This is a genomic window from Amycolatopsis sp. CFH S0740, assembly GCF_004522315.1.
In the GTDB taxonomy this organism is placed as follows: domain Bacteria; phylum Actinomycetota; class Actinomycetes; order Mycobacteriales; family Pseudonocardiaceae; genus Amycolatopsis; species Amycolatopsis nivea.
Genome location: NZ_SDLS01000035.1, coordinates 45948 through 71589, shown reverse-complemented (window position 1 = coordinate 71589; position 25642 = coordinate 45948). Strand labels below are relative to the sequence as shown.

General features: G+C 71.4%; 24 protein-coding genes. 4 read left to right on the top strand and 20 right to left on the bottom strand.

The annotated features are described in order from the left end of the window. Positions 1-28 precede the first annotated feature (28 nt). Genes EIZ45_RS38935 through EIZ45_RS38920 form a run of 4 tightly spaced genes read right to left on the bottom strand, consistent with a single transcriptional unit; the run spans position 29 to position 3375 of the window. Complete coding sequence (locus tag EIZ45_RS38935; protein WP_106961525.1) at positions 29-790, bottom strand: anti-sigma factor domain-containing protein; 762 nt, start codon at positions 788-790, stop codon at positions 29-31. Further along, on the bottom strand, positions 787-1380 hold the full coding sequence (gene sigK / locus EIZ45_RS38930) for an ECF RNA polymerase sigma factor SigK (RefSeq protein ID WP_037812427.1): 594 nt from the start codon (positions 1378-1380) through the stop codon (positions 787-789). Before sigK ends, EIZ45_RS38935 begins: the two co-directional genes overlap by 4 nt. Next, positions 1373-2101 carry a DUF1365 domain-containing protein gene (locus tag EIZ45_RS38925; RefSeq protein ID WP_134669175.1) on the bottom strand — a complete coding sequence of 243 codons (729 nt, stop codon included), beginning with the start codon at positions 2099-2101 and terminating at the stop codon, positions 1373-1375. The genes sigK and EIZ45_RS38925 overlap by 8 nt, the downstream gene beginning before the upstream one ends. Continuing rightward, positions 2095-3375 carry an NAD(P)/FAD-dependent oxidoreductase gene (locus EIZ45_RS38920; protein ID WP_134669173.1) on the bottom strand — a complete coding sequence of 427 codons (1281 nt, stop codon included), beginning with the start codon at positions 3373-3375 and terminating at the stop codon, positions 2095-2097. The genes EIZ45_RS38925 and EIZ45_RS38920 overlap by 7 nt, the downstream gene beginning before the upstream one ends. A gap of 63 nt (positions 3376-3438) precedes the next feature. On the opposite strand from EIZ45_RS38920, the gene EIZ45_RS38915 reads away from it, so the two are divergent. Together EIZ45_RS38915 and EIZ45_RS38910 are read left to right on the top strand one after the other, a co-directional pair. Then, positions 3439-4677: a cyclopropane-fatty-acyl-phospholipid synthase family protein gene (locus EIZ45_RS38915; protein WP_043838480.1), complete on the top strand. Its 1239-nt coding sequence runs from the start codon at positions 3439-3441 to the stop codon at positions 4675-4677. Further along, positions 4674-5453 (top strand): DUF1295 domain-containing protein, encoded by a 780-nt coding sequence (locus tag EIZ45_RS38910; protein ID WP_134669170.1) that lies wholly within the window; start codon positions 4674-4676, stop codon positions 5451-5453. Before EIZ45_RS38915 ends, EIZ45_RS38910 begins: the two co-directional genes overlap by 4 nt. A 145-nt stretch (positions 5454-5598) precedes the next feature. Here the strand turns inward: EIZ45_RS38910 and EIZ45_RS38905 are convergent, their stop codons facing one another. Further along, positions 5599-6108, bottom strand: a complete 510-nt coding sequence (locus tag EIZ45_RS38905; protein ID WP_134669168.1) for a DinB family protein — start codon at positions 6106-6108, stop codon at positions 5599-5601. 114 nt (positions 6109-6222) lie between these two features. Between EIZ45_RS38905 and EIZ45_RS38900 the strand changes: the two genes are divergently transcribed. Beyond that, a complete protein-coding gene (locus tag EIZ45_RS38900) occupies positions 6223-6657 on the top strand; it encodes an OsmC family peroxiredoxin (RefSeq protein ID WP_037812437.1) in 435 nt (144 codons plus the stop codon). Positions 6658-6877: 220 nt separating this feature from the next. Beyond that, the gene (locus EIZ45_RS38895) at positions 6878-7591 is read left to right on the top strand and encodes a DinB family protein (protein WP_051173072.1); all 714 of its coding nucleotides are present in this window, start codon (positions 6878-6880) and stop codon (positions 7589-7591) included. Between the two features lie 204 nt (positions 7592-7795). On the opposite strand, the gene EIZ45_RS38890 is transcribed toward EIZ45_RS38895, so the two are convergent. From EIZ45_RS38890 to EIZ45_RS38815, 15 genes are all read right to left on the bottom strand, one after another. After that, a complete protein-coding gene (locus EIZ45_RS38890; protein WP_134669166.1) occupies positions 7796-8629 on the bottom strand; it encodes an NAD(P)H-binding protein in 834 nt (277 codons plus the stop codon). A 236-nt stretch (positions 8630-8865) separates the two neighbouring features. Continuing rightward, on the bottom strand, positions 8866-9729 hold the full coding sequence (locus EIZ45_RS38885) for a cell division protein FtsQ/DivIB (protein ID WP_134669164.1): 864 nt from the start codon (positions 9727-9729) through the stop codon (positions 8866-8868). Next, on the bottom strand, positions 9726-11144 hold the full coding sequence (gene murC / locus EIZ45_RS38880) for a UDP-N-acetylmuramate--L-alanine ligase (protein ID WP_134669162.1): 1419 nt from the start codon (positions 11142-11144) through the stop codon (positions 9726-9728). The genes EIZ45_RS38885 and murC overlap by 4 nt, the downstream gene beginning before the upstream one ends. Next, entirely contained in the window at positions 11137-12261 is a 1125-nt protein-coding gene (gene murG / locus EIZ45_RS38875; RefSeq protein WP_037812442.1) for an undecaprenyldiphospho-muramoylpentapeptide beta-N-acetylglucosaminyltransferase, read from the bottom strand. The genes murC and murG overlap by 8 nt, the downstream gene beginning before the upstream one ends. Beyond that, positions 12258-13694, bottom strand: a complete 1437-nt coding sequence (gene ftsW / locus EIZ45_RS38870; RefSeq protein WP_043838524.1) for a putative lipid II flippase FtsW — start codon at positions 13692-13694, stop codon at positions 12258-12260. Before ftsW ends, murG begins: the two co-directional genes overlap by 4 nt. Next, on the bottom strand, positions 13681-15087 hold the full coding sequence (gene murD / locus EIZ45_RS38865) for a UDP-N-acetylmuramoyl-L-alanine--D-glutamate ligase (RefSeq protein ID WP_134669160.1): 1407 nt from the start codon (positions 15085-15087) through the stop codon (positions 13681-13683). Before murD ends, ftsW begins: the two co-directional genes overlap by 14 nt. Positions 15088-15090: 3 nt before the next feature. Further along, positions 15091-16173 (bottom strand): phospho-N-acetylmuramoyl-pentapeptide-transferase, encoded by a 1083-nt coding sequence (gene mraY, locus EIZ45_RS38860; RefSeq protein ID WP_037812444.1) that lies wholly within the window; start codon positions 16171-16173, stop codon positions 15091-15093. Further along, positions 16170-17675: a UDP-N-acetylmuramoyl-tripeptide--D-alanyl-D-alanine ligase gene (gene murF / locus EIZ45_RS38855; protein ID WP_134669158.1), complete on the bottom strand. Its 1506-nt coding sequence runs from the start codon at positions 17673-17675 to the stop codon at positions 16170-16172. Before murF ends, mraY begins: the two co-directional genes overlap by 4 nt. Then, positions 17672-19231, bottom strand: a complete 1560-nt coding sequence (locus EIZ45_RS38850; RefSeq protein ID WP_043838522.1) for a UDP-N-acetylmuramoyl-L-alanyl-D-glutamate--2,6-diaminopimelate ligase — start codon at positions 19229-19231, stop codon at positions 17672-17674. Before EIZ45_RS38850 ends, murF begins: the two co-directional genes overlap by 4 nt. A gap of 338 nt (positions 19232-19569) precedes the next feature. Continuing rightward, positions 19570-21489: a penicillin-binding protein 2 gene (locus EIZ45_RS38840; RefSeq protein WP_134669156.1), complete on the bottom strand. Its 1920-nt coding sequence runs from the start codon at positions 21487-21489 to the stop codon at positions 19570-19572. Continuing rightward, positions 21489-22142, bottom strand: coding sequence for a hypothetical protein (locus EIZ45_RS38835; RefSeq protein ID WP_134669154.1), 654 nt, complete (start codon positions 22140-22142; stop codon positions 21489-21491). The genes EIZ45_RS38840 and EIZ45_RS38835 overlap by 1 nt, the downstream gene beginning before the upstream one ends. Then, positions 22139-23095 (bottom strand): 16S rRNA (cytosine(1402)-N(4))-methyltransferase RsmH, encoded by a 957-nt coding sequence (gene rsmH, locus EIZ45_RS38830; RefSeq protein WP_037812451.1) that lies wholly within the window; start codon positions 23093-23095, stop codon positions 22139-22141. The genes EIZ45_RS38835 and rsmH overlap by 4 nt, the downstream gene beginning before the upstream one ends. Before the next feature lie 192 nt (positions 23096-23287). Beyond that, the gene (mraZ, locus tag EIZ45_RS38825; RefSeq protein WP_009080393.1) at positions 23288-23719 is read right to left on the bottom strand and encodes a division/cell wall cluster transcriptional repressor MraZ; all 432 of its coding nucleotides are present in this window, start codon (positions 23717-23719) and stop codon (positions 23288-23290) included. A gap of 649 nt (positions 23720-24368) precedes the next feature. Beyond that, positions 24369-25067, bottom strand: coding sequence for an ESX secretion-associated protein EspG (locus tag EIZ45_RS38820; protein ID WP_134669152.1), 699 nt, complete (start codon positions 25065-25067; stop codon positions 24369-24371). Continuing rightward, on the bottom strand, positions 25064-25633 hold the full coding sequence (locus EIZ45_RS38815; RefSeq protein ID WP_037812454.1) for a PPE domain-containing protein: 570 nt from the start codon (positions 25631-25633) through the stop codon (positions 25064-25066). The genes EIZ45_RS38820 and EIZ45_RS38815 overlap by 4 nt, the downstream gene beginning before the upstream one ends. Positions 25634-25642 lie beyond the last annotated feature (9 nt).

Below are 25642 nucleotides of genomic sequence, written 5' to 3'. Positions count from 1 at the left end.
CCCGCCGCGAGGCCCGGCGCGCGGTCTGCTATGCGGGCACCGAAGCGACCAGGACCACGTCCTTCGACGGCTTCCCCGACGGCGACCCGCCCGCCTGCTCCACGCTCACCGCGAACTGCTGCGCACCGGCCAATCCGTCCGCCACCACCAGCGAACCCGACGGCCCGCCCGGCAGCAGACCGGCCGGACGCGGCGCGAGGTCCGGGCCCATCAGCCAGGCCTCGTACACCTGCCCGGACGGCACTGGCGGCAGCCCGGACTGCATGAACATCACGCGGTCCAGCTTCCGCGAAACCACGACGGTCCCGCCGCCTCCGCGCGGCGACGCGATGTGCGACGTCTGGCTGTCCGGCGCGGCGAGCAGCTCGGCCACCGGCGCGTAGCGGTCGCGCGCGGCGTCCAATTCGGACTGTGCGCTGTTCAGCTGGCTGCTGGTGTGCAGCGCGATCCCGCCGAACACGCCGGCCAGGGCGAGCCCGATGACGGCCGCCGCGGCGGCGATGAGCATCGGCCAGCGGCGCGGTCCGCGCGGACGCGGTTCCGCGGCGCCGGTCCGCGGCGGCACTTGGCGGGTCGTGCGCATCTCCGCGAGCACCCGGTCCTTGAGGCCGGACGGCGGCTGCTCGTCCATCGCCGCGCCGAGCCGGGCCGCGGTCTCGCTCAGTTCCCGCACTTCCTGTGCGCAGGCCTCGCACTGGTCGAGATGACGGCGGAATTGGGCCCGCTCGACCTCCGACAGCGCGTCGAGTGCGTACGCGCCGGCCAACGTGTGCATGTCCGGACTGGTCACGCCGTCACCCCCAGGCAGTCGCGCAACCGGATCAACCCGTCGCGCAGTCTGGTCTTGACCGTCCCCTGCGGCGTGTCCAGCACGTCGGCGACCTCGCGATAGGTATAGCCCTGGTAGTACGCCAGGAGGACGGATTCCCGCTGCAATTCGGTCAGCGTCTTCAGGCAGCGCCGCACCTGCGAGCGTTCCAGCCGGGTCGCGACGGATTCGGCGACTTCGTCGAACGGCCGCCCGCGCGCGGCCTCGAAGGTGGCTTTCCGTTCGCGCTCGGTGCTCGCCCGCGCGGACCGCACCCGGTCGACCGCGCGGCGGTGCGCGAGGGTCATCGCCCAGTTCAAGACGCTGCCCTTCCCCGGCGAATAGCGCGTCGCGGTCTTCCACAGCTCCACGAGCACCTCCTGCGCGACCTCCTCGGACTGCGCGGGGTCCCGCACGATGCGGCGGACGAGCCCGTAGACGGGACCGGCGAGCTGATCGTAGAGCCGTTCGAAGGCGCGTTCGTCCCCCTTCGCGACCAGCGCCATCAAATCCTCGGCACTCGTCGGCGGCACCGCCGAGAGCCGGTCCGCCGGGCGTGCGCTCTCATCCATGGAGGGCTCCTGCCGTGTTCTGTCCGGTCCGGGCGGCGAGCGGGGCCTTGCGCCGCCACAGCGCGAGCCCGTGGCGACGGATCAGCGCGGCGACGCGCTGCGGCTGCAGCGGCCTGCCGAGCAGGAAACGCGCGAGCGTGGCGATCCCGACCGGACGGCGGACTCCTCGCAGCGTAGCGGTCAGGGCGGCGTCTCCGTCGTGCTGCAGGACGACGGTCAACGCCAGCAGCGCGTCCGGCCGCGGCAGGTGCATCCGATACTCCCCCGCGATCTCCTGGAACGGCGACACGTAGAACTCCTTCTCCGTCCGGAGCTCGTCCCCGGGCCGGAGCAGGTAGGCGTGCCGGCCGCCGTAAGTGTTGTGCACCTCGGCGACCACGCAGGCGAGCGCGCCGTCCGGCGTGTGACACCAGTAGACCGTGATCGGATTGAACACGTACCCGAGAACGCGCGCCGATGCGAGCATCGTCACCGGCCCGCCGCGCAAGTCCACCCCTCGGTGCGCGAGCCAAGCGTCCAGTTTGGACCGGATGTCGCCGGGTTCGTCCCGGCCGAAGTGGTCGCGGCCGTCGAAGCGCGCGAACGGCCGGAGCCACCACGGCAGCCGCGGCAGGTCGTCGAGCTCGGTCCGCCACAGGTACATCCGGTGCGCGAAGGAGTACGGCGGGTCGGCCCGGCGGACGTGCGCGACGGTGGCGTCGTAGAGAGCTGCGGTCACCAGGTCACCCCGAAACTGGCCGCGGCGCGGACGCCGGAGGAACAGCCGTCCTCGTGGAATCCCCAGCCTTGATAAGCACCGGCGTAGGCGAGCACGCCGTCGTTCAATTCCGCGAGGCTTCTCTGCGCGGCCACCGATTCCGGCGTGTAGATCGGGTGTTCGTAAGACATTTTCGCGACTACGGAGGCGGAATCGAGACCATCGCCCGGGTTGAGAGTCACCGCATAGGTCGTCGCTTCGTCGAGGCCCATCAAGCGATTCAGGTCGTAAGTGACTTGGACCGCGCGCAGGTCAGCCCCGCAGCCGGGCGTCCGGTAATTCCAGGAGGACCGGGCTCCGGGCGCGGTCGGCAGCACGGCGGGATCGGTGTGCAGCCAAGCTTCATTGCGCGAGTAGCGGAAAGCGCCGAGCAGCTTCTGTTCCGCCGCAGTGGGGTCCGGCAACAGTCGCAGCGCTTGGTCCGCGTGCGTCGCGACCACGACTCGGTCGACCCGGTGGGCCGTGTCGGCGTCGTCGCGCACCTCGACGCCGCGCGCGGTCCGCCGCACCGCGCGAACCGGAGTGGACAGATGCACCGCGGTCAACTGCTTGGCCGCCCGCTCGACGTACTCCCGCGAACCGCCGACAACCGTCCGCCACGTCGGCGAATTCCGCACGCTGAGCATTCCGTGGTTGCGCAGGAATTCGAACAGGTACCGCGCCGGATACTGCATGGTGTCGGTGCGATCGGCGGACCACACTGTCGACACGAGCGGCAGCACGAAATGGTCCACGAAATACCGTGAATACCCGCCGATCGCCAGGAACGCGCCGAGCGGCACGTCGCCGGCCTCGGGGCGCGCCAGCAGTCGTGCGGCGTGCCGGTGGAACCGCTTCACTTCCGCCAGCATGAGCAGATAGCGCATGGACGCGGCGTTGCTTCGTTGCGCGAACAACCCGCGCACGCCTTTCGCCCCGGCATACTGCAGACCGCAGCCGTCGCAGCGGATGCTCATCGACATCTCGGTCTCGCGGGTGCGGACGCCGAGTTCGCCGAACAGCCGCAGCAGCGTCGGGTAGGTGCGCTCGTTGTGGACGAGGAACCCGGAGTCGACGGCGACCGTCCCGCCGTGCGCGCTCGGCACGTCGTGGGTGTGGGCGTGGCCGCCGAGCCGGTCGTCGGCCTCGAACAGCAGAACCTCGTAGCGGCGCTGCAGCAGGTACGCGGCGGTGAGGCCGGCGACCCCGCTGCCGATGACAGCGATGCGTTGTCCCGTGGTGTGGTGCACGGAAGGCATTCGGCGCGGCGGCCCGGCCGGATTGGCGCCAATCCGCGCGAACCTCGGCTCCGAATCCCCCGCATGCCGAAATCCGCAGCCCATCGACTCGCCGACTTCGCCGAACGCGTCCTCGGCGGCCCGCTGCCGGTCGCCGTCCGCACCTGGGACGGGCACCAGGCCGGGCCGGCCGGGCCGACCGTCGTCCTGAAGAACCGCCGCGCCCTGCGCTGGCTCCTGTACTCGCCTGGCGAACTGGGCCTGGCCCGCGCTTACGTCTCGGGCGACCTGGACGTCGAAGGCGATCTCACCGAGGGCTTCCGCCGGGCCTGGGCTTACCGGCCGCAACTGTCCGCGCGGGACTTCGGCGAGGCCGTCCGACTGGCCGCCCGGCTGGGGGTGTTCGGCCTGCCGCCGAAACCGCCCGCCGAGGAAGCCCGGCTGCGCGGGAAGCTGCACACCCTCGGCCGCGACCGCTCCGCTATCTCGCACCACTACGACCTGTCGAACGCCTTCTATCAGCTGCTGATGGACGATTCGATGGCGTATTCCTCGGGCTACTGGTCCGACACCGCCGACCTCGCCCGCGCCCAGCACGACAAGCTCGAGCTGATCTGCCGCAAACTCGGCCTGCGGCCGGGCATGCGGCTGCTCGACGTCGGCTGCGGCTGGGGATCCCTGCTCGTGCACGCGGCGAAGCACCACGGCGTCGAAGCGGTCGGCGTCACCATTTCCGCCGAGCAGGTGCAGCACGTCAAAACGCGGCTGGCGCAGCACGATCTGGACGACCGCGTCGAGGTGCGGCGGCAGGACTACCGCGAACTCGCCGGGGAGTCCTTCGACGCCGTAGCGTCCGTCGAGATGGGCGAACACGTCGGCGAAGAGAACTACCCGACCTACGCCAGCACGCTGTACCGGATGCTCAAGCCGACCGGACGACTGCTGCTGCAGCAAATGTCGCGCGGAGCGGTCGCACCCGGCGGCGGCGCGTTCATCGAGCGCTACATCGCCCCCGACATGACCATGCGCCCGCTCAGCCGCACCCTCGGCCACCTCGAAACCGCCGGCTTCGAAATCCGCGACGTGCACGCGTTGCGCGAGCACTACGTCCCGACCGTGCGAGCGTGGGCAGACACCCTGGAGCGGCACTGGGACGAGGCCGTCGCGCTGATCGGCGAGGCAGGCGCCCGGGTCTGGCGGCTGTACCTGGTCGGCGGCGCGCTCGCCTTCGAGGAGAACCGCATGGGCGTGGACCAGATCCTCGCGGTGCGCCCGGACGCGACCGGCCGCTCCGCCCTGCCGTGGACGAGGGAGTGGGCATGATCGCGCTGCTCGCCCTCACCGGCGGAGTCACCCTGGTCGCGGTCACCGTGACCTTCGGCATCGCGCGCCTGCGCCGCCGCTACGACACCATCGACACGTTCTGGGGCTTAGGTTTCGCCCTCGTCGCCGTGGTCTCGTTCCCGTTCGGCACCGGCCCGCTCACCCTGCGCCTGACGGTCGCCGCGCTCACCGTCGTCTGGGGCGTGCGCCTGGCCGTCCACCTGCACCTGCGCAACCGCGGCAAGCCGGAAGACCCGCGCTACCAGCAGATAGCCGAACGCGCCGGACCCAACCCCGGCGTCCGGATCTTCGTGCGGACCTATCTGATGCAGGCGGTGGTCCTGTGGTTCGTCTCGCTGCCCGTGCAATTCGCCATGTCCGGCACGGGTTTCGGCGTGACCGCCTGGCTGGGCGTGGCGGTCTGGCTGGTCGGCTTCGCCTTCGAAACCGTCGGCGACGAGCAGCTCCGCCGCTTCCGCGCGAACCCGGCCAACCGCGGCGAAGTCCTCGACACCGGCCTCTGGCGCTACACCCGGCACCCGAACTACTTCGGCGACGCCTGCGTCTGGTGGGGCCTCTATCTGCTGGCCAGCTCGACGTGGCCCGGCGCGGCGACGATCCTGTCCCCGGTCGCGATGACCTTCACCCTCGCCCGCGGCACCGGCAAGCCCATGCTGGAAAAAGGCATGCGGCACACTCGCCCCGGCTACGCCGACTACATCGCCCGCACCAGCGGTTTCGTCCCGCTTCCCCCGAAAAAGCTCACTCCCCGATGAGCCCGCGCAGCAACTCGAGACGCCGCTAGGTCCCCACCGTCACGAGCCGGTCGCCCGCGAACCCCACCGGATCGTCCAAAGACCGCTCGGAGCACGTCCACGCCACGGTCGCGCGCAGCAGTTCGAGGTCGTCGCGCGATCGGGCTCACTCCCCGGTGAGACCGTCCGTCAGCTCGCGCAGCAGGTCAAGATGCCCGAGATGGCGCGCGGTCTCCTCGATCATGTGCGTGACGACCCAACGCACCGTGAGCGGTTTGTCCCCCTTGAACAGCACCGTGTCGTCGAACCCCCGCGCCGCCACGACCGCGCGGCACTTCTCGGTCTCCGCCTCGTAGTCGGCGATCAGCTGGGTCATCGGCAGTTCCAGCGCGAGCCGGAACTCAGCGTCCCGGTCGATCTCGAGCCGGTCCGCCCACTCGTCCGGCTGCCCGTCGAGCACGACGCGGAACCAGTAGTTCTCCACGAGCGTGAGATGGCACAGCAGCCCGGCGATCGTGGTCAGCTCGCTGGGCACGTGCGTCCGGCGGGCTTGCTCGTCGGTGAGGCCGGAGCATTTCCATACGACGCTGGCGCGCAGGAAGTCGAGGAAGCCGGTGAGCTGGGTGCGCTCGTCCCCCGCCATCGGCGGGTCGGGACGTTCAGGAGCATCGGTCACAGTTCGCAGTCTGCCGCATCCGGCCACCCGTTTTCGCGATTTAACTTGCACGCAATGTAATTGCGCACTACCTTCATGGGAGCAGCACCCCCAACCGTTTCGAAGGAGACAGCGATGCCCAGCCGCGACGCGACCACCCACTGGACCGGCGGACTGCAGAAAGGCAAGGGCGAGGTCACGTTCGACTCGTCGAACCTCGGCACCTACGAGGTGTCCTTCCCGACCCGGGCGGGCGACCCGGACGGACAGACCAGCCCCGAGGAACTCATCGCCGCGGCCCACTCGAGCTGCCTGGCGATGAACCTCTCCGGCGTGCTGGAGTCCCAGAAACTGGAAGCCGAGTACATCGACGTCTCCGCCGAAGTGACCCTCGGCCCGGCCGACGGCGGCGGTTTCGAAATCAGCGGCATCGCCATCACCCTGCGCGCGAAACTGGACGGCGTCACCGCGGACCAGTTCGCCGAACTGGCCAAGACCGCCGAACAGACCTGCCCGGTCTCCAAGGCCCTCTCCGGCACCACCATCACCCTGGACGCCGCACTGGCCTGACCGTGTTTCGCGAGGGGAACCCCGACGGAATCCGATTCCCGTTGCCAGGAACTTAAGCCGCGTCGCCCCGCCGACCGGCACACCGGACGCGCCAGACAAGGCAAACGTACGTGAGGGGAACCCTGAGGGAAGCAGATTCCCTCAGGGTTCCCCTCACGACGTTCCCCCGCACGACCCGCGGCACCCGGTTTTGTCGGTGGTCGCTTCTACGATGCGGATCATGAAAAAGCATGTCGACGAAGACCTGCGCAACACGGAGTTCCGCGAGTGCGACCTGACCGGCGCGCGCCTGATCGGCGTGGTCATGCAGGACGCCGTGATCGACGGACTCGTCTCCAACCTCGTGGTGAACGGCGTCGAAGTCAGCGGCTACGTCGAAGCAGAACTGGACCGCCGCCACCCGGTGCGGGTACTGATCCGCTCCGACGACCTTGCCGACCTGCGCGAAGCAGCACGCCAACTCCGCGCCGGCTGGACCGCGACGATCGAGCGCATCCGCCGCACCCCAGGCATCGAACACCGCAGCGTGAACGACGAATGGTCGGCCGCCCAAACGATGCGCCACCTGGTCTTCGTCCACGACTCATGGTTCCGCCGCTGCTGCCGAGGCTCGACGGCGCACTTCACGCCCATGGGCATCGGCCCGGCCGTCGAGCCCTACCGCGAAGCACACGGCCTGAACCTCTCGGCGACTCCGTCCCTGGACGAAATCGCGAACGTGCGCGACGCGCAAGCCGCCGAACTGGAGACCTGGCTGAACGAGATCACCGCCGCCGAGCTGACAGCCCCCGCCCCAGTACCCGACGACGACGTCTGGCCGCCCTACGCAAGAGGCCGCACAGTACGCCAATGCCTAGGCACAGTGCTCAACGAAACCTTCGAACACCACGGCTTCTGCCTCCGAGACCTAGACCTCATCGAAAACGCCAGCTAACGGACCGCAGCCAGCGCACCCAACCCATCAAGGCAGCCACACCTCCCCCACCCCCGATACGAAGCCCAAAACACGGCGCGGGGGTGCTTGTCAAGGCATCTTTCCCGCCTTGACAAGCACCCCCGCGCCGTAGTCACACTCAAAAATCGGGGTGCCCCGTCTCACCACTCACGGCGCAATGTCGCCGCCAGGCGACGAGCCGCCTCAGGAAAACGCAGCCACATTGCCCTTCGCCCACTCAGCAAAAGAAACCCCCGACCGCCCCAGCAATTCCTCAACCACCCCAGTAGGCACCTGCGGCTCCCGATCAGTAACCGCGAAATTCTCCAGCAACCACGAAGCAACCCCTTCCGGATACCCAGCCCCCACCCACTCGGCAACCTGCTCCTCCGGAGTCAACTCCACAAACGGCAGCGTCTTCCCCAACGCACCCCCGATAGCCGCAGCCATCGCCTCAAGAGAAATCCCCTCCGGCCCACTCAACTCATAGACCCGCCCCACATGCCCCTCGCTACCCAACACCTGAGCGGCAACAGCAGCAATATCCCCCAAATCAATAGGCGTCTGAGTAGCCCGAGGATAAACCGACCGAACCTCCCCACGCTCCCGAATCGAAGACGCCCACCCCAGAGAATTCATCATGAACGCCCCAGGCCGCAAAAACGTCCACGCAAACCCGCCAGCCCGAACCGCATCCTCAACCGCGGCAAACCCATGCCCGCTGGAAGCCGGATGCGTGTCCCCCACACTGGACCCAGACAACGCGACCACCCGCCGAACCCCAGCCGCCGAGGCCAGTTCGCAAAACCGCGAAACAGTCCGCGCATAAGGCGCCAGATAAACCGCCTCGACCCCGTCCAGCGCAGCAGGCAACGTCGAGGGCTTGGCCAGCGACCCGACCACCACCTCGACCCCGCCAGGCAACGCCGCCCGCTCCGGATCCACCGTCAACGCCCGCACCGGCACCCCGCGAGCCACCAGCTCGTCGACCACCAGCCGCCCGACGTTGCCCGTCGCACCCGTCACCAGAACCGTCATGCCCCCACCTTCTCGTATGGCGTACGAACCCGACAAGCGTACGCCATACGAGAAGTCCGCGCCACGAAAACCTCGTGAGTGGCTATGCCGGTTAGAACCGGCATAGCCACTCACGAGGCACTCCCCCGCACGAATGCGCGTAGGCACCCGGGCGATCCGGAGCTACCGCCCTCCTCGCGCGTCACCAGGTCCCGCGCCTCGCGAGCGTTCATGCCGGTTAGAACCGGCTTCAACACTCACGAAGTGATAGTCGGCAACTCCGGCGCGGAAACGTCGTAGATCTTCCCCTGCTGCGTCAGCAGCGCGGCCAGCACCTTCGCCTTGCGGTCGGTGTTCTCCGCGTTCCCCCACCGCACCGTCTTGCCGGTGGACAGCGTGAACTCGACACTCGCCGGCGTCTGCGCGGTGACCGTCTTCGTCTGCTTCAGCAGCTGCTCCGGCAGGACCCCGAGCACCGCGGTCACCGCGCGGGTGACCGGGTCGTCCACCGACACCTTCGGCAGTTTCAGCTCGGGCAAGCCGACCGGCCGGGTCTTCACCGTCTTGAACACGACCCCGCCGCCGTCGACGAGGTGCACCCCGTCGCCGCCGGGTCCGCTGTCGAAGAACGCGATCGCGGTCCGTTCGGTCACCGCGATCTCCAGCGTCGTCGGCCACGACCGGGACACGTCGACCGTCGCGATGCCCGGCATCTGCGCCACCCGGTCGCGGATCCCGTCGACGTCCGCGCGCAGCATCGGCTGCCCGGGCGGCACCGCGGCGGTCGCGCGGATCTGGTCCGCCGACACGGTTTTCGCGCCCTGCACCTCGATCGTCTTCACCGCGAGCAGCGAGCTGAAGAACAGCAGGTACCCCAGCGCGACCAGGGTGACCACGGTCAGCAACGCGACCCAGCGACGGCGGATCTCCTTGCCGCGCGAGGGCCGGGACTTCCGCGCGGAAGCCCGCGTCGAGCGGCTCGAACGCGCGGAGGTGCGGGCGCGGGTGCGCTGGCGTTCCTCCTCGGTCCGCCGCCCGCGGCGTTCCCGGGCCAGGGCGGCACGCTGCTCCTCGCCCGCACGAGGCGCGGGCGAGCGACGGCGCTGCCGGGTCCCGGTCATGCTCCCGAGGCCCTCCGGTCCAGCTCGGCCAAGATCTCCGGGCCGAGCTGCGTCACGTCGCCCGCGCCCATGGTGATCGCGAGGTCGCCCGGCCGGACGAGGTCCGCGACCAGGCCGGCGGCCACGTCGAAGGCGGGCTGGTAGTGCACCGGCACGGTCACCCGGTCGGCGATCAGCGCACCGGTCACGCCCGGCACCGGCTCCTCGCGCGCGCCGAACACGTCGAGCACCACGACCTCGTCGGCCAGCGACAGCGCTTCGGCGAACTCGGCGGCGAAAGTCTGCGTGCGCGAGTACAGGTGCGGCTGGAACACCACGACGACCCGTCCGCTGCCCGCCGCGGTGCGCACCGCGCGCAGCTGCGCGGCCACCTCGGTCGGGTGGTGCGCGTAGTCGTCGTACACCCGGACGTCGCCCGCGCGGCCCTTGAACTCGAACCGGCGGCGCACCCCGCCGAACGCGGCGAGCCCGGCGGCCATACCGTCCAGCGGCGCGCCGAGTTCGAGTCCGGCGAGCAGCGCGGCGACCGCGTTGAGCGCCATGTGCTCGCCCGGCACCGCGACCCGCAGGTCGTGTTCTTCGCCGTCCAGCGCGATCCGCACGACGCCGCCGTCCGGTGCGGGCGTGTAGTCGAGCACGCGCACGTCGCCTTCGCCGGAAGCGGCACGGCCGTAGCGGCGCACCCGGACGCCGGCCGCGACGGCCTCGTCGCCGAGCCGGGCCGCGCCCTCGTCGTCCGCGCACACGATCAGCAGCCCGCCCGGCTCGATCTGGCCGACGAAGTCGCTGAACACCTTCACGTACGCCTCGGCGGTGCCGTGGTGGTCGAGGTGATCGGGCTCGACGTTCGTCACCACCGCCACCGACGGCGTGTAGGTGAGGAAGGAACCGTCGCTCTCGTCGGCTTCCGCGACGAACACGCCGCCCTCGCCGTGGTGCGCGTTCGCCCCGGATTCGTTGAGGTCGCCGCCGATCGCGAACGACGGGTCCATCCGGCAGTTCTGCAGCGCCACGGTGAGCATCGACGTGGTCGACGTCTTGCCGTGCGTGCCCGCGATGCACGCGACGCGGTGCCCGGCCATCAGCCCGGCCAGCGCCTGCGCGCGGTGCAGCACCGGGATGCCGCGCTCGCGGGCCGCGGCGAGTTCCGGGTTGGTCTCCTTGATCGCGGTGGACACCACGACGGCCGACGGCGGTTCGGCCAGCTCGCCGAGGTTTTCCGCGGTCTGGCCGACGAACAACGTCGCGCCCTGCGCGCGCAGGGAAAGCAGCGCGCGCGATTCCTTGGCGTCCGACCCGGACACGGCCGCGCCGCGGGCGAGCAGGATCCGCGCGATGCCGGACATCCCGGCCCCGCCGATCCCGATCAGGTGCGCCCGGCGCAGCTGCGCGGGCAGTTCGGGCGTGTCAGGCACCGGCGGCCTCCAAAACGATGCGGGCGAGGGTCTCGTCGGCCTCGCGGTGGCCGAGCCCGACGGCGGCCGCGCTCATCGCGGCGACCCGGTCGGCGTCGGTCACCAGCGGGATCACCAGTTCGGCGACCTTCTCCGCGGTGAGGTCGGCGTCGGCGACCATCAGCGCGGCGCCGGCGTCGACCGCGGGCTGGGCGTTGACCGCCTGTTCGCCGTTGCCGTGCGGCAGCGGGACGAACACCGCGGGCAGCCCGACCGCGGACACCTCGGCCGCGGTCATCGCGCCGGAGCGGCACACCACCGCGTCCGCCGCGGCGTAGGCCAGGTCCATCCGCTCCAGGTACGGCACCGGCACGTACGGCGGGCGGCCGGGAAACTCTTGCACCACAAGGGAATTCTTCGGGCCGTGCGCGTGCAGCACGCCGACACCCGCCTCGGCGAAGTCCTTCGCCGCACCGGAAACCGCCGAGTTGATCGACGCCGCGCCCTGCGAACCGCCGAACACCAGCAGCGTCGGCGCGTCCGGGTCCAGCTCGAAGAATGCGCGGGCCTCGGCGCGCAGCGCGGCCCGGTCCAGCGACGTGATCGAGCGGCGCAGCGGAATGCCGACCACCTCGGCCTTCGGCAGCGGCGTGCCCGGCACCGCGACCGCGACGCGCGACGCGAAGCGGGCGCCGACCTTGTTGGCCAGCCCGGCCGACTTGTTCGCCTCGTGCACCACGATCGGCGTGCGGCCGCGCGCGGCGAGATACGCCGGCAGCGCGACGTAGCCGCCGAAACCGACCACGACGTCCGCGTGCACCCGGTCGAGCACCTCGCGGGTGCGGCGGACCGAATCGCGCACCTTCAGCGGCAGCCGGAGCAGCTCCGGCGTCGGCTTGCGCGGCATCGGGACCGGCGGGATCAGCTCCAGCGGGTACCCGCGCGCAGGCACGAGCTTGTTCTCCAGTCCGCGTTCCGTGCCGAGGGCGATCACCTCGGCGTCCGGGCGCAGCCGCTTCACGGCGTCCGCCAGCGCGAGCGCGGGCTCGATGTGCCCGGCGGTGCCCCCGCCCGCGACCACGACGACCGGCGCCCGGCCCGCTGCCGACCGCTGCGTTCCCTTGACGGGCTTGCTCACCGATGACCTCTCCGGTTCGCGGTGCTCCGGGCACCGCGGTTCGCTGTAGTCCGCCGCGCCGACCGGCGGCGTTCCTGTGCCGGTGCGGGCCGGGCCGCACGCGGCGCCGGCCGGGCCGCCCTCGTCCCGGTCCCCGCTCCGCGCGTTCCCTTGCGGGTGGACGGCGGGCGGTACGGATCGGGCGCGGGCAGCCGCAGCAGGCGTCCGAATTTACCCGGCCCGTGCGAGCGCAGTGCGGCCACCGCCTCGGGTTCGTGCCGCGCGGCGTTGGCCAGCACGCCCATGATGAGCATGGTGATCACGAGCGACGTGCCGCCGTAGGAGATCAGCGGCAGCGTGACGCCGGTGACCGGCAGCAGCCCGACCACGTAGCCGATGTTGATGGCCGCCTGCGCGACGAGGAACACCGTCAGGGTGCCCGCGACGATCCGGATCCACGGATCGATGTTGCGGGTGGCGATCCGCAGGCCGACCACGGCCACGCCGGCGAACAGCGCCAGCACGACCGCGCAGCCCACGAAGCCCAGTTCCTCGCCGATCAGCGCGAAGATGAAGTCGTTCTGCACGTTCGGCAGGTAGCCCCAGTTCGACGCGCCCTGCCCGAGCCCCTTGCCGAACAGCCCGCCGTCGGCGAGCGCCAGCTTGGCCTGGTTCGCCTGGAACCCCTCGGCCGAGGTGTCCGCGTCCGGCGACAGGAAGGACATCACCCGCGCGAGCCGGTAGGGCGCGATGATCGCCAGCACCAGCACGCCGCTCAGGCCGCCGGCCAGGATCACCCCGAAGAGCCGTTTCGGCGCGCCGGCGAACCACAGCAGGCCCAGCAGCACCACCGCGAGGGTGATCGTGCCGCCGAGGTCGGGCTGCAGCATCACCAGCGCGAACATCAGCAGCGCCACCGGGACGACCGGGACCAGCAGATGCCGCCACTGGTGCAGCACGTTGTACTTGATCACCAGGATGTGCGCGCCCCAGAAGGCCAGCGCCACCTTCGCCGCCTCGACCGGCTGGAAGGTGAACACGCCGAGCTTGAACCAGCCCTGCGAACCGTTCACCGTCGACCCGAGCGGCGTCAGCACCAGCAGCAGCAGGCCGAGGCAGGCGACCGTCATCGTCGCCGACATCCGGCGGACCCGCTCGAGCCGGACCCGCAGGCCCGCCCAGAACACGATCCCGCCGATCGCGACGAACATCAGGTGCCGGAAGAACAGCGCGTACACGCCGCTGCCGGTCTTCGGGTTGTACGAGGCCACCGACGACGCGGACAGCACCATCACCGCGCCGATCACGGTGAGGATGCCGGTCAGCGCGAGGACCAGGTGGAACGACGCCAGCGGCCGCGACAGCCAGGCGGTCAGCGCGGTCCGGAGCGCGACGAACGGGCTTTCCTTGCGGACGCGCCGCGGCCGGGGCTTGTCTCCGTCAACGACCGTCATCCGCCGCCCCCGCCGCGCCGTCGTCCAGAGCACGCACCGCGGCTTCGAACGCGTCGCCGCGCGCTCCGTAGCCGGAGAACATGTCCAGCGAGGCGGCGGCGGGCGCGAGGAGCACCACGTCACCAGGACGAGCCAGGGCGCTGGCCGCATTCACCGCCGCAGTCATGGGCTCATCGTCACCCGGAAGGAGGCGGTTGACCGGGACATCCGGCGCGTGTCGCGCGAGAGCGGCCTCGATCACGGGTGAATCGACGCCCAGCAGGACGGCGGCGCGCAGCCGTCCGCCGACCGCGGCGACCAGCTCGTCCACCGACGCGCCCTTGAGCTGCCCGCCGGCGATCCAGACCACGCCTTCGTGCGCGAGCAGCGAGCCGAGCGCGGCGTGCGGGTTGGTGGCCTTCGAGTCGTTGACGTAGCGGACGCCGCCGACCTCGGCGACCTCCACCGCGCGGTGCGGCGCGGGCTCGTAGGCGCGCAGCCCCGCGCGCACCGCCTCCGGAGTCACGCCGTGCGCGCGAGCGAGCGCGGCCGCGGCGAGCGCGTTCGCGAGGTTGTGCGGTCCGGCCGGGCGGACGTCGGCGATCTCGGCCAGTTCCTCCGCGCTCGTCTCCGGGTCGGCCCCGAAAGCACGGTCCACCAGCAGGTCTTCGACCAGGCCCAGTTCGCCGGCGCGCGGGGTGTCGAGCACAAACCCGATCCGCCGGGCACCGTCCGGCGCGTGCTCCTCGGCGATCCGCGCGGACCACGGGTCGTCGACGTTGTGCACGACGGCGCGCGAACGCTCGTGCGCGCGGCCCTTCGCGGCGGCGTACTCCTCCATCGAGCCGTGCCAGTCGAGGTGGTCCTCGGCGAGGTTCAGCACTACCGACGCGTCCGGCGCGATCGTGGACGACCAGTGCAGCTGGAAGCTCGACAGCTCGACGGCCAGCACCTGGTGCCCGCCGCGGACCGCGTCCAGCACCGGGTAGCCGACGTTGCCGCAGGCCACCGCGTCCGCGCCGGCCGCGCGCAGGATCGACTCCAGCATCCCGACCGTGGTCGTCTTGCCGTTCGTGCCGGTGATGACCAGCCACGCGGGCGGATGCTCGCGCAGCTGCCCGATCCGCCACGCCAGCTCGACGTCGCCGATCACCTCGACGCCCGCCTCGGCCGCCGCGACCAGCAGCGGGGACGTCGGCCGCCAGCCGGGGCTGGTCACGACGAGCGCGGTGTCCGCGGGCGGTGCGCTGAGGCCGGGCACCAGCTCGGCGTCCAGGTCCTCCAGTTCGGCGAGCCGCTCGGCGTTGCCGTCGGTGACCGTGACCCGCGCGCCCAGTTCGCGCAGCACGGGGACGACCGATTTCCCGGTGACGCCCGCGCCCGCGACGAGAACGTGTTTGCCCTCAAGCTGCAAGGCTCAGCCTCCGAAGTTGAGCTGCTCGCTGTAGAACAGCCCGAGCCCGAACATGCAGCAGATCGCCGAGAGCAGCCAGAACCGGATGATCACCGTGGTTTCCGCCCACCCGGCGAGCTCGAAGTGGTGGTGGAAGGGCGCCATCCGGAACAGCCGCCGCCGCGTCGTCCGGAAGACCGCGATCTGCGTGACCACCGAGATCATCTCGACCATGAACAGGCCGCCGATGACGATGGCGAGCAGTTCGGTGCGGGTGGTCATGGACAGCCCGGCGACCAGGCCGCCGAGGGCGAGCGACCCGGTGTCGCCCATGAAGATCTTCGCCGGCGCCGCGTTCCACCACAGGAACCCGATGCAGGCCCCGGTGGCGGCGGCCGCGACGACCGCGAGGTCGAGCGGGTCGCGCACGTCGTAGCAGGCCGGGAGCGGCTGGGTCGAGCAGGAGAGCCGGGCCTGCCAGAACGAGATGACCACGTACGTCGCGAGCACCATCGCCGCCGCGCCGCCCGCCAGGCCGTCGAGGCCGTCGGTGAAGTTCACCGCGTTCGACCAGCCGGAGATGACGATGTAGCAGAAGATCACGAACACGACCGACGGGAACGTGATCAGCGCCAGGTCGCGGACGTAGGACAGGCTCTGCGACGCCGGGGTGAGCCCCTGCGCGTCCTTGAACTGCAGCGACAGCACCGCGAACAGGATGGTGACCACCAGCTGGCCGACCAGCTTCGCGGTCTTGTTCAGCCCGAGGTTGCGCTGCTTGCGGATCTTGATGAAGTCGTCGAGGAAACCGACCACGCCGAGCCCGACCGCGAGCATCAGCACGAGCAGGCCGGACGCCGAGGGCGCGGCCGAGCGCGAGTTGCCGATCCAGGTGATCAGGTGCGCGACGAAGTAGCCGACGACCATCGCGATGATGATCGCGACGCCGCCCATGGTCGGCGTGCCGCGCTTCGACTTGTGCCCCTGCGGGCCTTCCTCGCGGATCTCCTGGCCGAAGCCCTGCCGCGAGAAGACCCGGATGAGGTAAGGCGTGAGCAGGATCGAGACCAGCAGACCCGCCGCGGCCGCGATCATGATGTTGATCACGCGTGACCACCGTTCGAGCGTTCGGAAGACGAGGAAGAGAGGTTCCCGGGTTCGGCCAGCAGCGCCTCGGCCACCCGCCACAGACCGGCGGCCTTGGACGCCTTGACCAGCACCACGTCCCCGGGACGGAGCTGATCATGCAGCACGGCAACGGCGGCCTCGACATCGGGTACCAGCACCGACTCCTCGCCCCAGGAACCCTCCTGGAACGCGCCCTGGTGCATGGCGGCCGCGTCCTGGCCGACCACGACGAGCTTCTCGATGTTGAGCCGGACCACGAGCCGCCCGATCGAGTCGTGCGCGGTCACCGAGTCCTCGCCCAGCTCGCCCATCACGCCGAGCACCGCCCACGCGCGGCGGCCGGAGCGGCTCATCGAGGCGAGCGCCTTCAGGCCGGCCCGGACCGATTCCGGGTTGGCGTTGTACGAGTCGTTGAGGATCGTGACGCCGTCCGCGCGGGTGGTGACGTCCATCCGGCGCTCCGAGCGCCGCTGCAGCGACGACAGCCGCTGCGCGATCTCCTCGGTGGTCGCGCCGAGCTCGCGGGCGATGGCGGCGGCCGACAGCGCGTTGCCGACGTGGTGCTCGCCGTGCAGCGGCAGCGTCACCTGGGCCTCGCCCTCGGGCGTGATCAGCCGGAAGGACGGGCGGGCCTCGTCGTCGACGGTGATGTCGGCGGCCCGGACCTGCGCCCCGGCCGACTCCCCCACGCCCACGACGCGGGCCTTCGTGCGGCTCGCCATGGCGGCGACCAGCGGGTCGTCGAGGTTCAGCACCGCCAGGCCGTCTTCCGGAAGCGCCTCGACCAGCTCTCCCTTCGCCTTCGCGATGCCCTCGCGCGAGCCGAACTCGCCGACGTGCGCGCTGCCGACGTTGAGCACCGCGCCGATCCGCGGCGGCGTCGTCTCGGCGGCCGCGGCGATGTGCCCGACCCCGCGCGCGGACATCTCCAGCACGAGGAACCTGGTCGACGCGTCGGCGCGCAGCGCGGTCCACGGATGGCCCAGCTCGCTGTTGAACGACCCGGGCGGCGCGACCGTCGGGCCCATCGGCTCGATCAGCTGCGCGATGACGTCCTTGGTCGAGGTCTTGCCGGACGAGCCGGTGACGCCGATGACGGTCAGCCCGGCCGCCGCCAGCCGGTCGACGACGTGCCGGGCCAGCTTGGCCAGCGCGGCCAGCACGGCGGCGCCGGAGCCGTCTTTGTCGCCGGTCAGCGCGACCGACCCGGCGTTGCCCTGTCCCGGCGGCAGCGGCGGCACGACGATCGCGGGCGCGTCGACTTCGCGCGCGGCCAGCACGCCGACCGCGCCGGCCTGTACCGCCTTCGCGGCGAAATCGTGCCCGTCGACGCGTTCGCCGGGCAGGGCGAGGAACAGCCCGCCGGGGCCGAGTTCGCGGGTGTCGAATTCGACGCTGCCGGTCACGACAGCGGATCCGTCGGTGCGGTGCAGCCTGCCGCCGACGACGTCGGCGATCTCGGCCAGGCTCAGCTCGATCACGCGGTCACCTCGAGACGCTTGCGGATGGCGGCCTCCAGTTCGTCCCGGTCGGAGAACGGGTGCACCACACCCTGGATCTCCTGGCCGGTCTCGTGGCCCTTGCCTGCGATCAGGACGATGTCCCCCGGCCGGGCGAGCGACACCGCGGACGCGATCGCCTCGCGCCGGTCGCCGATCTCCACGACCTCGCCGCCGGCCGCGGGCCCGACCGCGCGGGCGCCGGCCATCATCGCGGCGCGGATCGCGGCCGGGTCCTCCGAACGCGGGTTGTCGTCGGTGACGATCAGCAGATCGCTGCGGCGCACCGCGGCCTCGCCCATCATCGGGCGCTTCGCGGTGTCGCGGTCGCCGCCGCAGCCGAGCACGGTGATGATCCGGCCGTCGGTGCGGGCGCGCAGGGCGTCGAGGCCCTGCGCCACGGCGGCCGGTTTGTGCGCGTAGTCGACCACCGCGGTGAACTCCTGGCCGAGGTACACCCGCTCCATCCGGCCGGGCACCTCCACCGCGGCGAGCCCGGCGACGATGTCGTCGGCGTCGATGCCCGCGCTGTCCAGGATCGCCGCGGCGAGCACCGCGTTGGCGACGTTGAACGTGCCCGGCAGCGGGATCTTCGCCGCGCGGCTGAGCCCGTCCGGCCCGAGCAGGGTGAAGGTCTGCTCCCCCGCCGGAGTCGCCTCGATGTCGGCGGCCCGCCACAGCGCGTCGGCGCCGGCCTCGATCGAGACGGTCACCGTCTGCGGCGTGAGCAGCGCCTGCCCCCACGCGCTGTCGACCACGACGACCTCGGTGGTCGAGCGGCCGTCGAACAGCAGGGACTTGGCGGCGAAGTACTCCTCCATGTCCTTGTGGAAGTCGAGGTGGTCCTGCGACAGGTTGGTGAACGCGCCCACCGCGAACCGGGTGCCGTTGACCCGGCCGAGCGCCAGCGCGTGGCTGGACACCTCCATCGGCACGTGCGTGACGCCGCGCTCCAGCATCACCGCGAGCAGCGCCTGCAGGTCCGGGGCCTCCGGCGTGGTGAACCCGCTCGCGAGGCGCTCGCCCGCGATCCGGGTCTCGACCGTGCCGATCAGGCCGGTGGTGCGCCCGGCGGCGCGCAGGCCCGAGTCGACCAGGTAGGAGGTGGTGGTCTTGCCGGAGGTGCCGGTGACGCCGAGCACGGACAGGCTCAGCGACGGCTCGCCGTAGATCCACGCGGCGATCTCGCCGAGCGCGGCGCGCGGGTCCGGGTGCACGAGGACCGGAACCGGCGCGTCGCGCAGCGCGGGCCGGTCGGCTCCGCTCGGGTCGGTCAGGACGGCCGCGGCTCCGGCGGCGAGGGCCTGGTCGCTGAAGTCGGCGCCGTGCGCGCGGGCTCCGGGGAGGCCGGCGAACAGGTCACCGGGGAGCACGTGCTGCGCACGCAGCGTGGTGCCGGTGACGGTGAGGTCGGCGGCCTCGGGACGGTCGGCGATCAGCCGGGCTCCCGCACGGGCGAGCAGAGTGGCCAGCGGGACCGGATCGATCCGGGCCGGGCGGGGCGGCGCGGCGGCCGCCTTGGCCGGGCTGTCCGGCAGCGACGCGGCAGCGGGCCCGCTTCGGGGCTGGGACGAGGACACGGACACGCCGGAGAGGTTACCGAGGCCGGATCCGGGTGACCCAACGCGGTACGGCGAACGCGCGCCCCCGCCCCGGGTGTGCTAGGCGGGGCGGTCAAGATCGTTGCGGCGCAACCCTTTCCCCGGCGCCGCACCGGCCCGTGTGGACAAACACCCGCCCCGACCCGGCATCGAATGCGCTGCCCCCGCCCGCCTCGCGCTGCTCTCCCCCTCCCGCAGACGGCCGTGAAGGGCTCCTTGCGGGAATCAGATTCCCTCAAGGAGCCCTTCACGGACAACCGAAGCGGCCGGGGCGGTCAGCCGACGACGAGCGGCACCACCGGCGACGGGCCGTCGGACAGCGGAATCTGGTACCGCTGCGACAGGTACGACGCGATCGAGTGGAACAGCGGGCCCGCGGAATGCCCGGCGGGCAGCGTGGTGTCCGGCGCGTCGAGCCGGATGCCGACGACGAACCGCGGGTGGTCGGCGGGCAGGATCCCGGCGAAGGTGATGTTCGCCAGGCTCGAGCTGTACGCCTTGGTGCGCGGGTCGATCTGCTGGCCGGTGCCGGTCTTGCCGGAGATCTGGTAGCCCTCCAGCCCGGCCGAAGGCGCGGTGCCCCCGTTCGGGCTCTTGGCGTTCTGCACCACCGCGCGCAGCATGTCCCGCACCGTTTTCGCGGTCTCCGGGCTCACCACGCGCTCGGTCTTCGGCGGCGCTTCGGGCGTCACGGTGCCGTCCGGGTTCTTCTTCGCCTTCACGATCCGCGGTTCGACGCGCAGGCCGTCGTTGGCGATCGCCTGGTACATCCCGGCCATCTGCACGACGGTCATCGAAAGACCCTGCCCGATCGGCAGGTTGCCGAACGTGGACGCCGACCAGTCCTTGCGCGGCGGCACGTAACCGGAGCTCTCCCCGGGAAGGCCGATGCCGGTCTTCTGCCCGATGCCGAACTTCTTCAGCAGCGCCAGATACCGGTCCGGGCCGACCTGCTGCGCGAGTTCCAGCGTGCCGACGTTGGAGGATTTCGCGAACACGCCGGTGGTGGTGAACGTCTGCGTGCCGTGCACCCACGCGTCGTGGACGGTCCGGTCGGCGACCTTGATCGAGCCCGGCACCTCCAGCGTCGAGGTGGGCGTGGCGATCTTGTCGTCGATCGCCGCGGTCGCGGTGACCACCTTGTTCACCGAACCGGGCTCGTACGGCGTGGTGACCGGGCGGTTGTTGAGCAGGTCGTCCTTGATCGTGGAGGGATCGTTCGGATTGAACGTGCTGGCGTCGGCCAGCGCGTACACCTCGCCTGTCTTCGAGTCCATGATGACCGCCTGGCCGCCCTTGGCGTTCGACTTCGAGACGTAGTCGGCCAGCTGGCGCTGCAGTTCGAACTGCAGGTCGGAATCTATGGTCAGCTCGAGATCGGAGCCCGGGACGGCGGCGGTGAGCACGTGCTCGGTGCCCGGCAGGTACAGGTTGTCGTTGCCGTTCTGGGTGTTCACGATCTCGCGGCCGGGCGTGCCCGCCAGGTCCGCGTCGCGCGATTTCTCCAGCCCGATCACGCCGTGCAGGTTGTGCTTCGACACGTCGGGGTCGTCCATCCGCCAGTTCGCCAGGCCGACGATGTTCGACGCGAGGTTGTCGCCCGGGTACTCGCGTTTGGCGCGCTTCTCCACGCCGATCCACGCGTACTTCTTGACGATCTGGTCGGCCACCGAAGGCTCGACGTTGTCGACGAGGTAGGTGAAGGACTGCTGTTTGTGCAGCAGTGCCAGCTGTTCGGCCTCCGTCGTCAGGTGCGGGACTTTCTGCGCGATCAGCTTCGCCGCGCCGGCCACCTCGGTTTCGAAGGTGCGGCCCTTGTCCGGGTACTTCTTCGCGTACTCGTCCATCGTCTTGTGCAGCGCGCGCAGGTTCACCGACAGCGTGCGGGTTTCCACGCTGAACGCCAGTTTCGCCCCGTTGCGGTCCACAATGGACCCGCGCTGCGCCGGGATGTCGATGGTGAGCGTGCGCTGCCGTTCGGCCGCCGCGGACAGCGCGGGGGCCTCGAACCACTGCACCTGCACCAGTTTCGCGCCCGCCACCACCATCAGCACGACGAGCATGATGCGCACCGCGGAGAACCGGCTGCGCTGTCCGCCGTTGCCCCGTTTCGCGACCGCGCGGCGGGTGCCCGCGGCGTAGGTCCGCCGCGCGCTGCCCGCCGCCCGGGAACGGCTGTTGCCGCCTGCCGCCATCACTGCCCTCCTGCGGTCCCCGCGGGCGTGCCCGACAGGTCGCCTTCGATGCCGCCCTCCGGCGGAGCGGCCGGCTGCGCCGGGGGCGCGGCCGTGTCCTGCTCGTCCGGCTGGGCCTTCTTCGGTTCGCCGACGACGGTCGTTTTGCCGTCCTTGCCGACGACGATGCGCGCCGGGTCGCCGCCGGGCACCATGCCCAACTGCTTGGCCGCGGGCGCGAGAGACGCCGGGGACTGGGCCTTCGCGACCTCGCGCTCCAGCCGGTCCTTCGTCTCCATCAGCGAAGCGCTGTCCGTGCGCAGCTTTTCGAGCCGGTACGAATCGGCGATCGCCTGCGTGGTGAACCACAGCGTCGCGGCGACCCCGACCGCCAGCAGCCCCATCATCACGAGCACGAACGACGCGCGCGAACGCGGCCAGCGCAGCTGGAACCGCGTGCGCACGGTCTTGGTCTCGACCCGTTCCGGTTCCGCGACCGGCTTTTTCGGCGCACGCTGGCGCAGCAGGTCGGCCCGCTGCGCCCGCCGGGCGTACGCGCGCTCGGCCGCCGTCGTGCGCCGCCGCGCCGGAGCGTCGGTCTCGGCGACGGTGTTCCGCGGTGCCCGCTCCGCAGCGGTCGACGACGAGCGGCGGGACTTCGTAGGTGCGGTCATCGCGGCTCTCCGATCCGTTGTGCTGCACGCAGCCGTACCGAGGCGGCCCGCGGGTTGTGCTCGATCTCGCGCTCGCCGGCCTTCTCCGCTCCCCGCGTGAGGAGCTTCAGTTCCGGCCCGTGCCCGGGCAGTTCGACCGGAAGCCCTTCCGGCGTCCGGGATTTCGCCAGTTCCGCGAGCGCCTGCTTGACCAGCCGGTCCTCGAGGGACTGATAGGACTCGACGACGATCCGGCCGTCCATCGCCAGCGTGCGCAGCGCCGCGGGCATCGCCCGGCGCAGGACTTCCAGCTCGCCGTTGACCTCGATCCGCAGCGCCTGGAACGTGCGCTTCGCCGGATGCCCGCCGGTGCGCCTGCTCGCCGCGGGCACCGCGGAGTAGAGCAGTTCGACCAGCCTTGCGCTGCGGGTGAACGGTTCCTTCTCCCGTTCCGCCACCACGGCGCGGACGATCCGCTGCGCGAACCGTTCCTCGCCGTAGTCGCGCAGGATCCGGATCAGCTCGCCGGGCGCGTAGGTGTTGAGCACGTCGGCCGCGGTGAACCCGGTGGTCGGGTCCATCCGCATGTCGAGCGGCGCGTCCTGCGAATAGGCGAACCCGCGTTCGGTGCGGTCGAGCTGCATCGACGAGACGCCGAGGTCGAACAGGATTCCGTCCACTTGGGACAGTCCGAGTCCGGACACCGCTTCGGGCAGTCCGTCGTAGACGGTGTGGACCAGGTCGACGCGGTCGCCGTGCCGCGCGAGCCGCTCCGCGGAGCGCTCGAGCGCGGCCGGATCGCGGTCGAGACCGATCAGCCGGAGCCGGGGGAACGCGGCGAGCAGCGCGTCGGAATGGCCGCCGAGGCCGACGGTCGCGTCGACGAGAACGGCGTCGCGATCCGCCAGCGCGGGGGCGAACAGCTCGACGATGCGGTCCAGCAGCACCGGAACGTGCTCGGCTTCGTCCGCCATGTCTTCCCCCTTTCTGCCGCGAGTGTTTCCGGGGAAGATGCGGCGGATGCCGTCAGGTCCCTGCCCGCCCGCTTGCTGACCTGGCACCGGGGAAGGTGCGCCAGGGTCAAAGAGCGGACAGAGGCCTCACGGCATCCGCGTCGAACGGCGTACCCGCGTCCCCCGACGACGCAGGTCCGCCCGGGGCGCCTCCTAGAAGACGCCCGGCAGAACTTCCTCCCGAGCCTGTGCGTAGCTGTCCTCGTGTTCGTCCAGGTAGCCCTGCCACGCCTGGGCGTCCCAGATCTCGAGCCGGGTGATCGCGCCGATCACCACGCACTCCTTGTTGAGCCCCGCATACCGGCGCAGCTCCGGCGCGATGGCGACGCGCCCTTGCCCGTCCGGACGTTGCTCGTCCGTCCCGGCGAACAGGTAGCGCTGGTAGGCCCGCACCGCCTCGTTGGTGAACGGGGCTTCGGCGACCTTCCTGGCCATCTGCTCGAACTCGGCTCGGGGGAAGACGAAGAGACAGTGGTCCTGCCCCTTGGTGACCATCAGCCCGCCTGCCAAGGCTTCGCGGAACTTCGCGGGCAGCGTGAGCCGCCCTTTGTCGTCCAGCTTCGGGGTGTGGGTGCCGAGGAACACCGGCCTCCACCTCCCTACCGGATCCGGTTGGCTCCCCACCCGGTCCCCGGCTCGGGGGCTCCCTTCCGCCCCACTGGCCACCACCGTACCCCACTTTTCACCACAGTCAACGAGTCTTGCGCGCGTGCCACTCCGTCGGGTGGCGCGTTTGCGCAGGTCACGGAGGTGGGTCCAGGTGGGGGCGCGGTGGGGGGACCGTGGCGAAGATCCCCCGCACCGGGGTCTCCCGCAACCTCGGAAGGTCTGAAACGTCCGCGTTTCGGCAGCGTGGGGACCCGTGGTGGGGACGGGTGGGGGAACCGGTGGGGGCTGGTGGGGACGCGGGTGGAGCGGGGTGGGGAGCCGCGGTGGGGCCTGGTGGGGGGCGTCGTGGGGAGTCGGCGCGAGGTCCGGCAAGTGCGCGGCGCACGGCGAGCGGGGCTTGGTGGGGGCCGCCGTGGGGGCGGGTGGGGAGCCGCGGCGAGGCCTGGCGGTGGGGCCAGCCGGGTGGGGCTCGGCGGGGAGTCCGGCGCAAGCGGCGGCCAACCGCGGTCGTGCGTGGCGATGCCGCTGAGAACCGGCATCGTCGCGCACGAGTCCGCCGCCAGCCGGTCGACCGTCCACTCGCGACACCGGCGCGGCCGCCACCGTCCACTTCAGACGCGCCGGGTCAGCGCGGCACCAGCTCCATGACCCGCTCGGCCAGCCGCGCGCTGTCGACCGGGGACACCGTCACCCACTCCTGCCCGCCGCGTCCGGGCGAGCACACCGCCGAATACGCCCCGGCGTCCGTGTCGAACCACGTCAGCCCGCCGGTCCTGGCGAGTTTGCCCGCCCGGTCGCGGACGTGGACGGTGAACTGGCCCGCCGCGTACACCGGCCGGGACTGGATCGCCCGCAGCTCCTCCCCCTGCGCGCCGCCCGGCGGCTCCCCCGCCGCGGGCAGCCGGACGCCGTAACCGGGTCCGGCCGAGAGTTCGGGCAGCACGTCGACGATCGCCGAGGCCAGTTCGCTCTCCCCGATGCCGCGCACGCCGATCGTCCGCGCCGGCTGCACCGCCAGCACCGCGTTCCGTCCGCGAAGAGCGGCGACCGCGCGGAACGGTTCGTCGGCGGTCATGTCGGCGAGCGCCTCGCACTCCACATACCGTTCCGCGGACGCCAGCACGCGGAGGCTGTTCTCCAGCGCGGCGTCGAGACGGCCGTCGAAGAGGCCGCGGTCGCCGAGGTTCCGGTAGACCTCCGCGCGGATCGCGGAGCGGTCGGCGTCGGTCTCCCCCACGCTGCGCACCGCCAGCGGCGCGGGCGGGGCGTCGAGGCCGAGGTCGGCCCAGACGATGTCGAACGCGGACGCCGACAGGCTGATCAAGCCGGCCCCGCGCCGAGCGGCGGGACCGCGGGGAACTCGCCTTCGGGCAGGAGTCCGCGCAACGCCGTGTCACGGGTGCGCAGGACGTCGATCGCCTTCTGCCGGGCAGCTTCGGCTTCGGCGCGCCGCTCGTCCATCGCGGACGACAGCCCGGCCAGCCGCACCAGGTCCCCGCTCGCCGCGGCGGACCGGATCATCGCCGCCGGGTCGAAGTCCACCGGCGCGGGCATGTCCGCGCGCGCCCGGGCGGCGACCTCGGCCTGTCCCTGCACGGCCTCCCCGACCTTCGCCGACACCACGGAGGTTTCGGCCAGCCAGCCGGACGCCTTGCCGAGCACTTTCCGCATCGCGTCGCCGGCGTCGCCCTGCCAGGCTTCCTCGCTGCCCGCGGACAGCGCGATCAGCCCGCCGAGCGAGTCCTCGAGCCGCTGCGACAGCCCGGCCCACCGCGTGCCCGACTCGCCGGCCGCGGCCGGGTCGTTGCCGTCGACCGCCTGCGCGGCCAGCGCCGCGTGGCTGAACGCTTCGTACCGGGCCGTCGGCTCGGGGGCCGGGGTGTCGGTCACGACTTTCCT

Coding starts and splice junctions, on each gene's coding strand:
- sigK (WP_037812427.1), bottom strand. CDS start 1,380: ATGGATGAGAGCGCACGCCCGGCGGACCGGCTCTCGGCGGTGCCGCCG.
- EIZ45_RS38920 (WP_134669173.1), bottom strand. CDS start 3,375: ATGCCTTCCGTGCACCACACCACGGGACAACGCATCGCTGTCATCGGC.
- EIZ45_RS38915 (WP_043838480.1), top strand. CDS start 3,439: ATGCCGAAATCCGCAGCCCATCGACTCGCCGACTTCGCCGAACGCGTC.
- EIZ45_RS38910 (WP_134669170.1), top strand. CDS start 4,674: ATGATCGCGCTGCTCGCCCTCACCGGCGGAGTCACCCTGGTCGCGGTC.
- EIZ45_RS38900 (WP_037812437.1), top strand. CDS start 6,223: ATGCCCAGCCGCGACGCGACCACCCACTGGACCGGCGGACTGCAGAAA.
- EIZ45_RS38895 (WP_051173072.1), top strand. CDS start 6,878: ATGAAAAAGCATGTCGACGAAGACCTGCGCAACACGGAGTTCCGCGAG.
- EIZ45_RS38890 (WP_134669166.1), bottom strand. CDS start 8,629: ATGACGGTTCTGGTGACGGGTGCGACGGGCAACGTCGGGCGGCTGGTG.
- EIZ45_RS38885 (WP_134669164.1), bottom strand. CDS start 9,729: ATGACCGGGACCCGGCAGCGCCGTCGCTCGCCCGCGCCTCGTGCGGGC.
- ftsW (WP_043838524.1), bottom strand. CDS start 13,694: ATGACGGTCGTTGACGGAGACAAGCCCCGGCCGCGGCGCGTCCGCAAG.
- EIZ45_RS38840 (WP_134669156.1), bottom strand. CDS start 21,489: ATGGCGGCAGGCGGCAACAGCCGTTCCCGGGCGGCGGGCAGCGCGCGG.
- EIZ45_RS38835 (WP_134669154.1), bottom strand. CDS start 22,142: ATGACCGCACCTACGAAGTCCCGCCGCTCGTCGTCGACCGCTGCGGAG.
- rsmH (WP_037812451.1), bottom strand. CDS start 23,095: ATGGCGGACGAAGCCGAGCACGTTCCGGTGCTGCTGGACCGCATCGTC.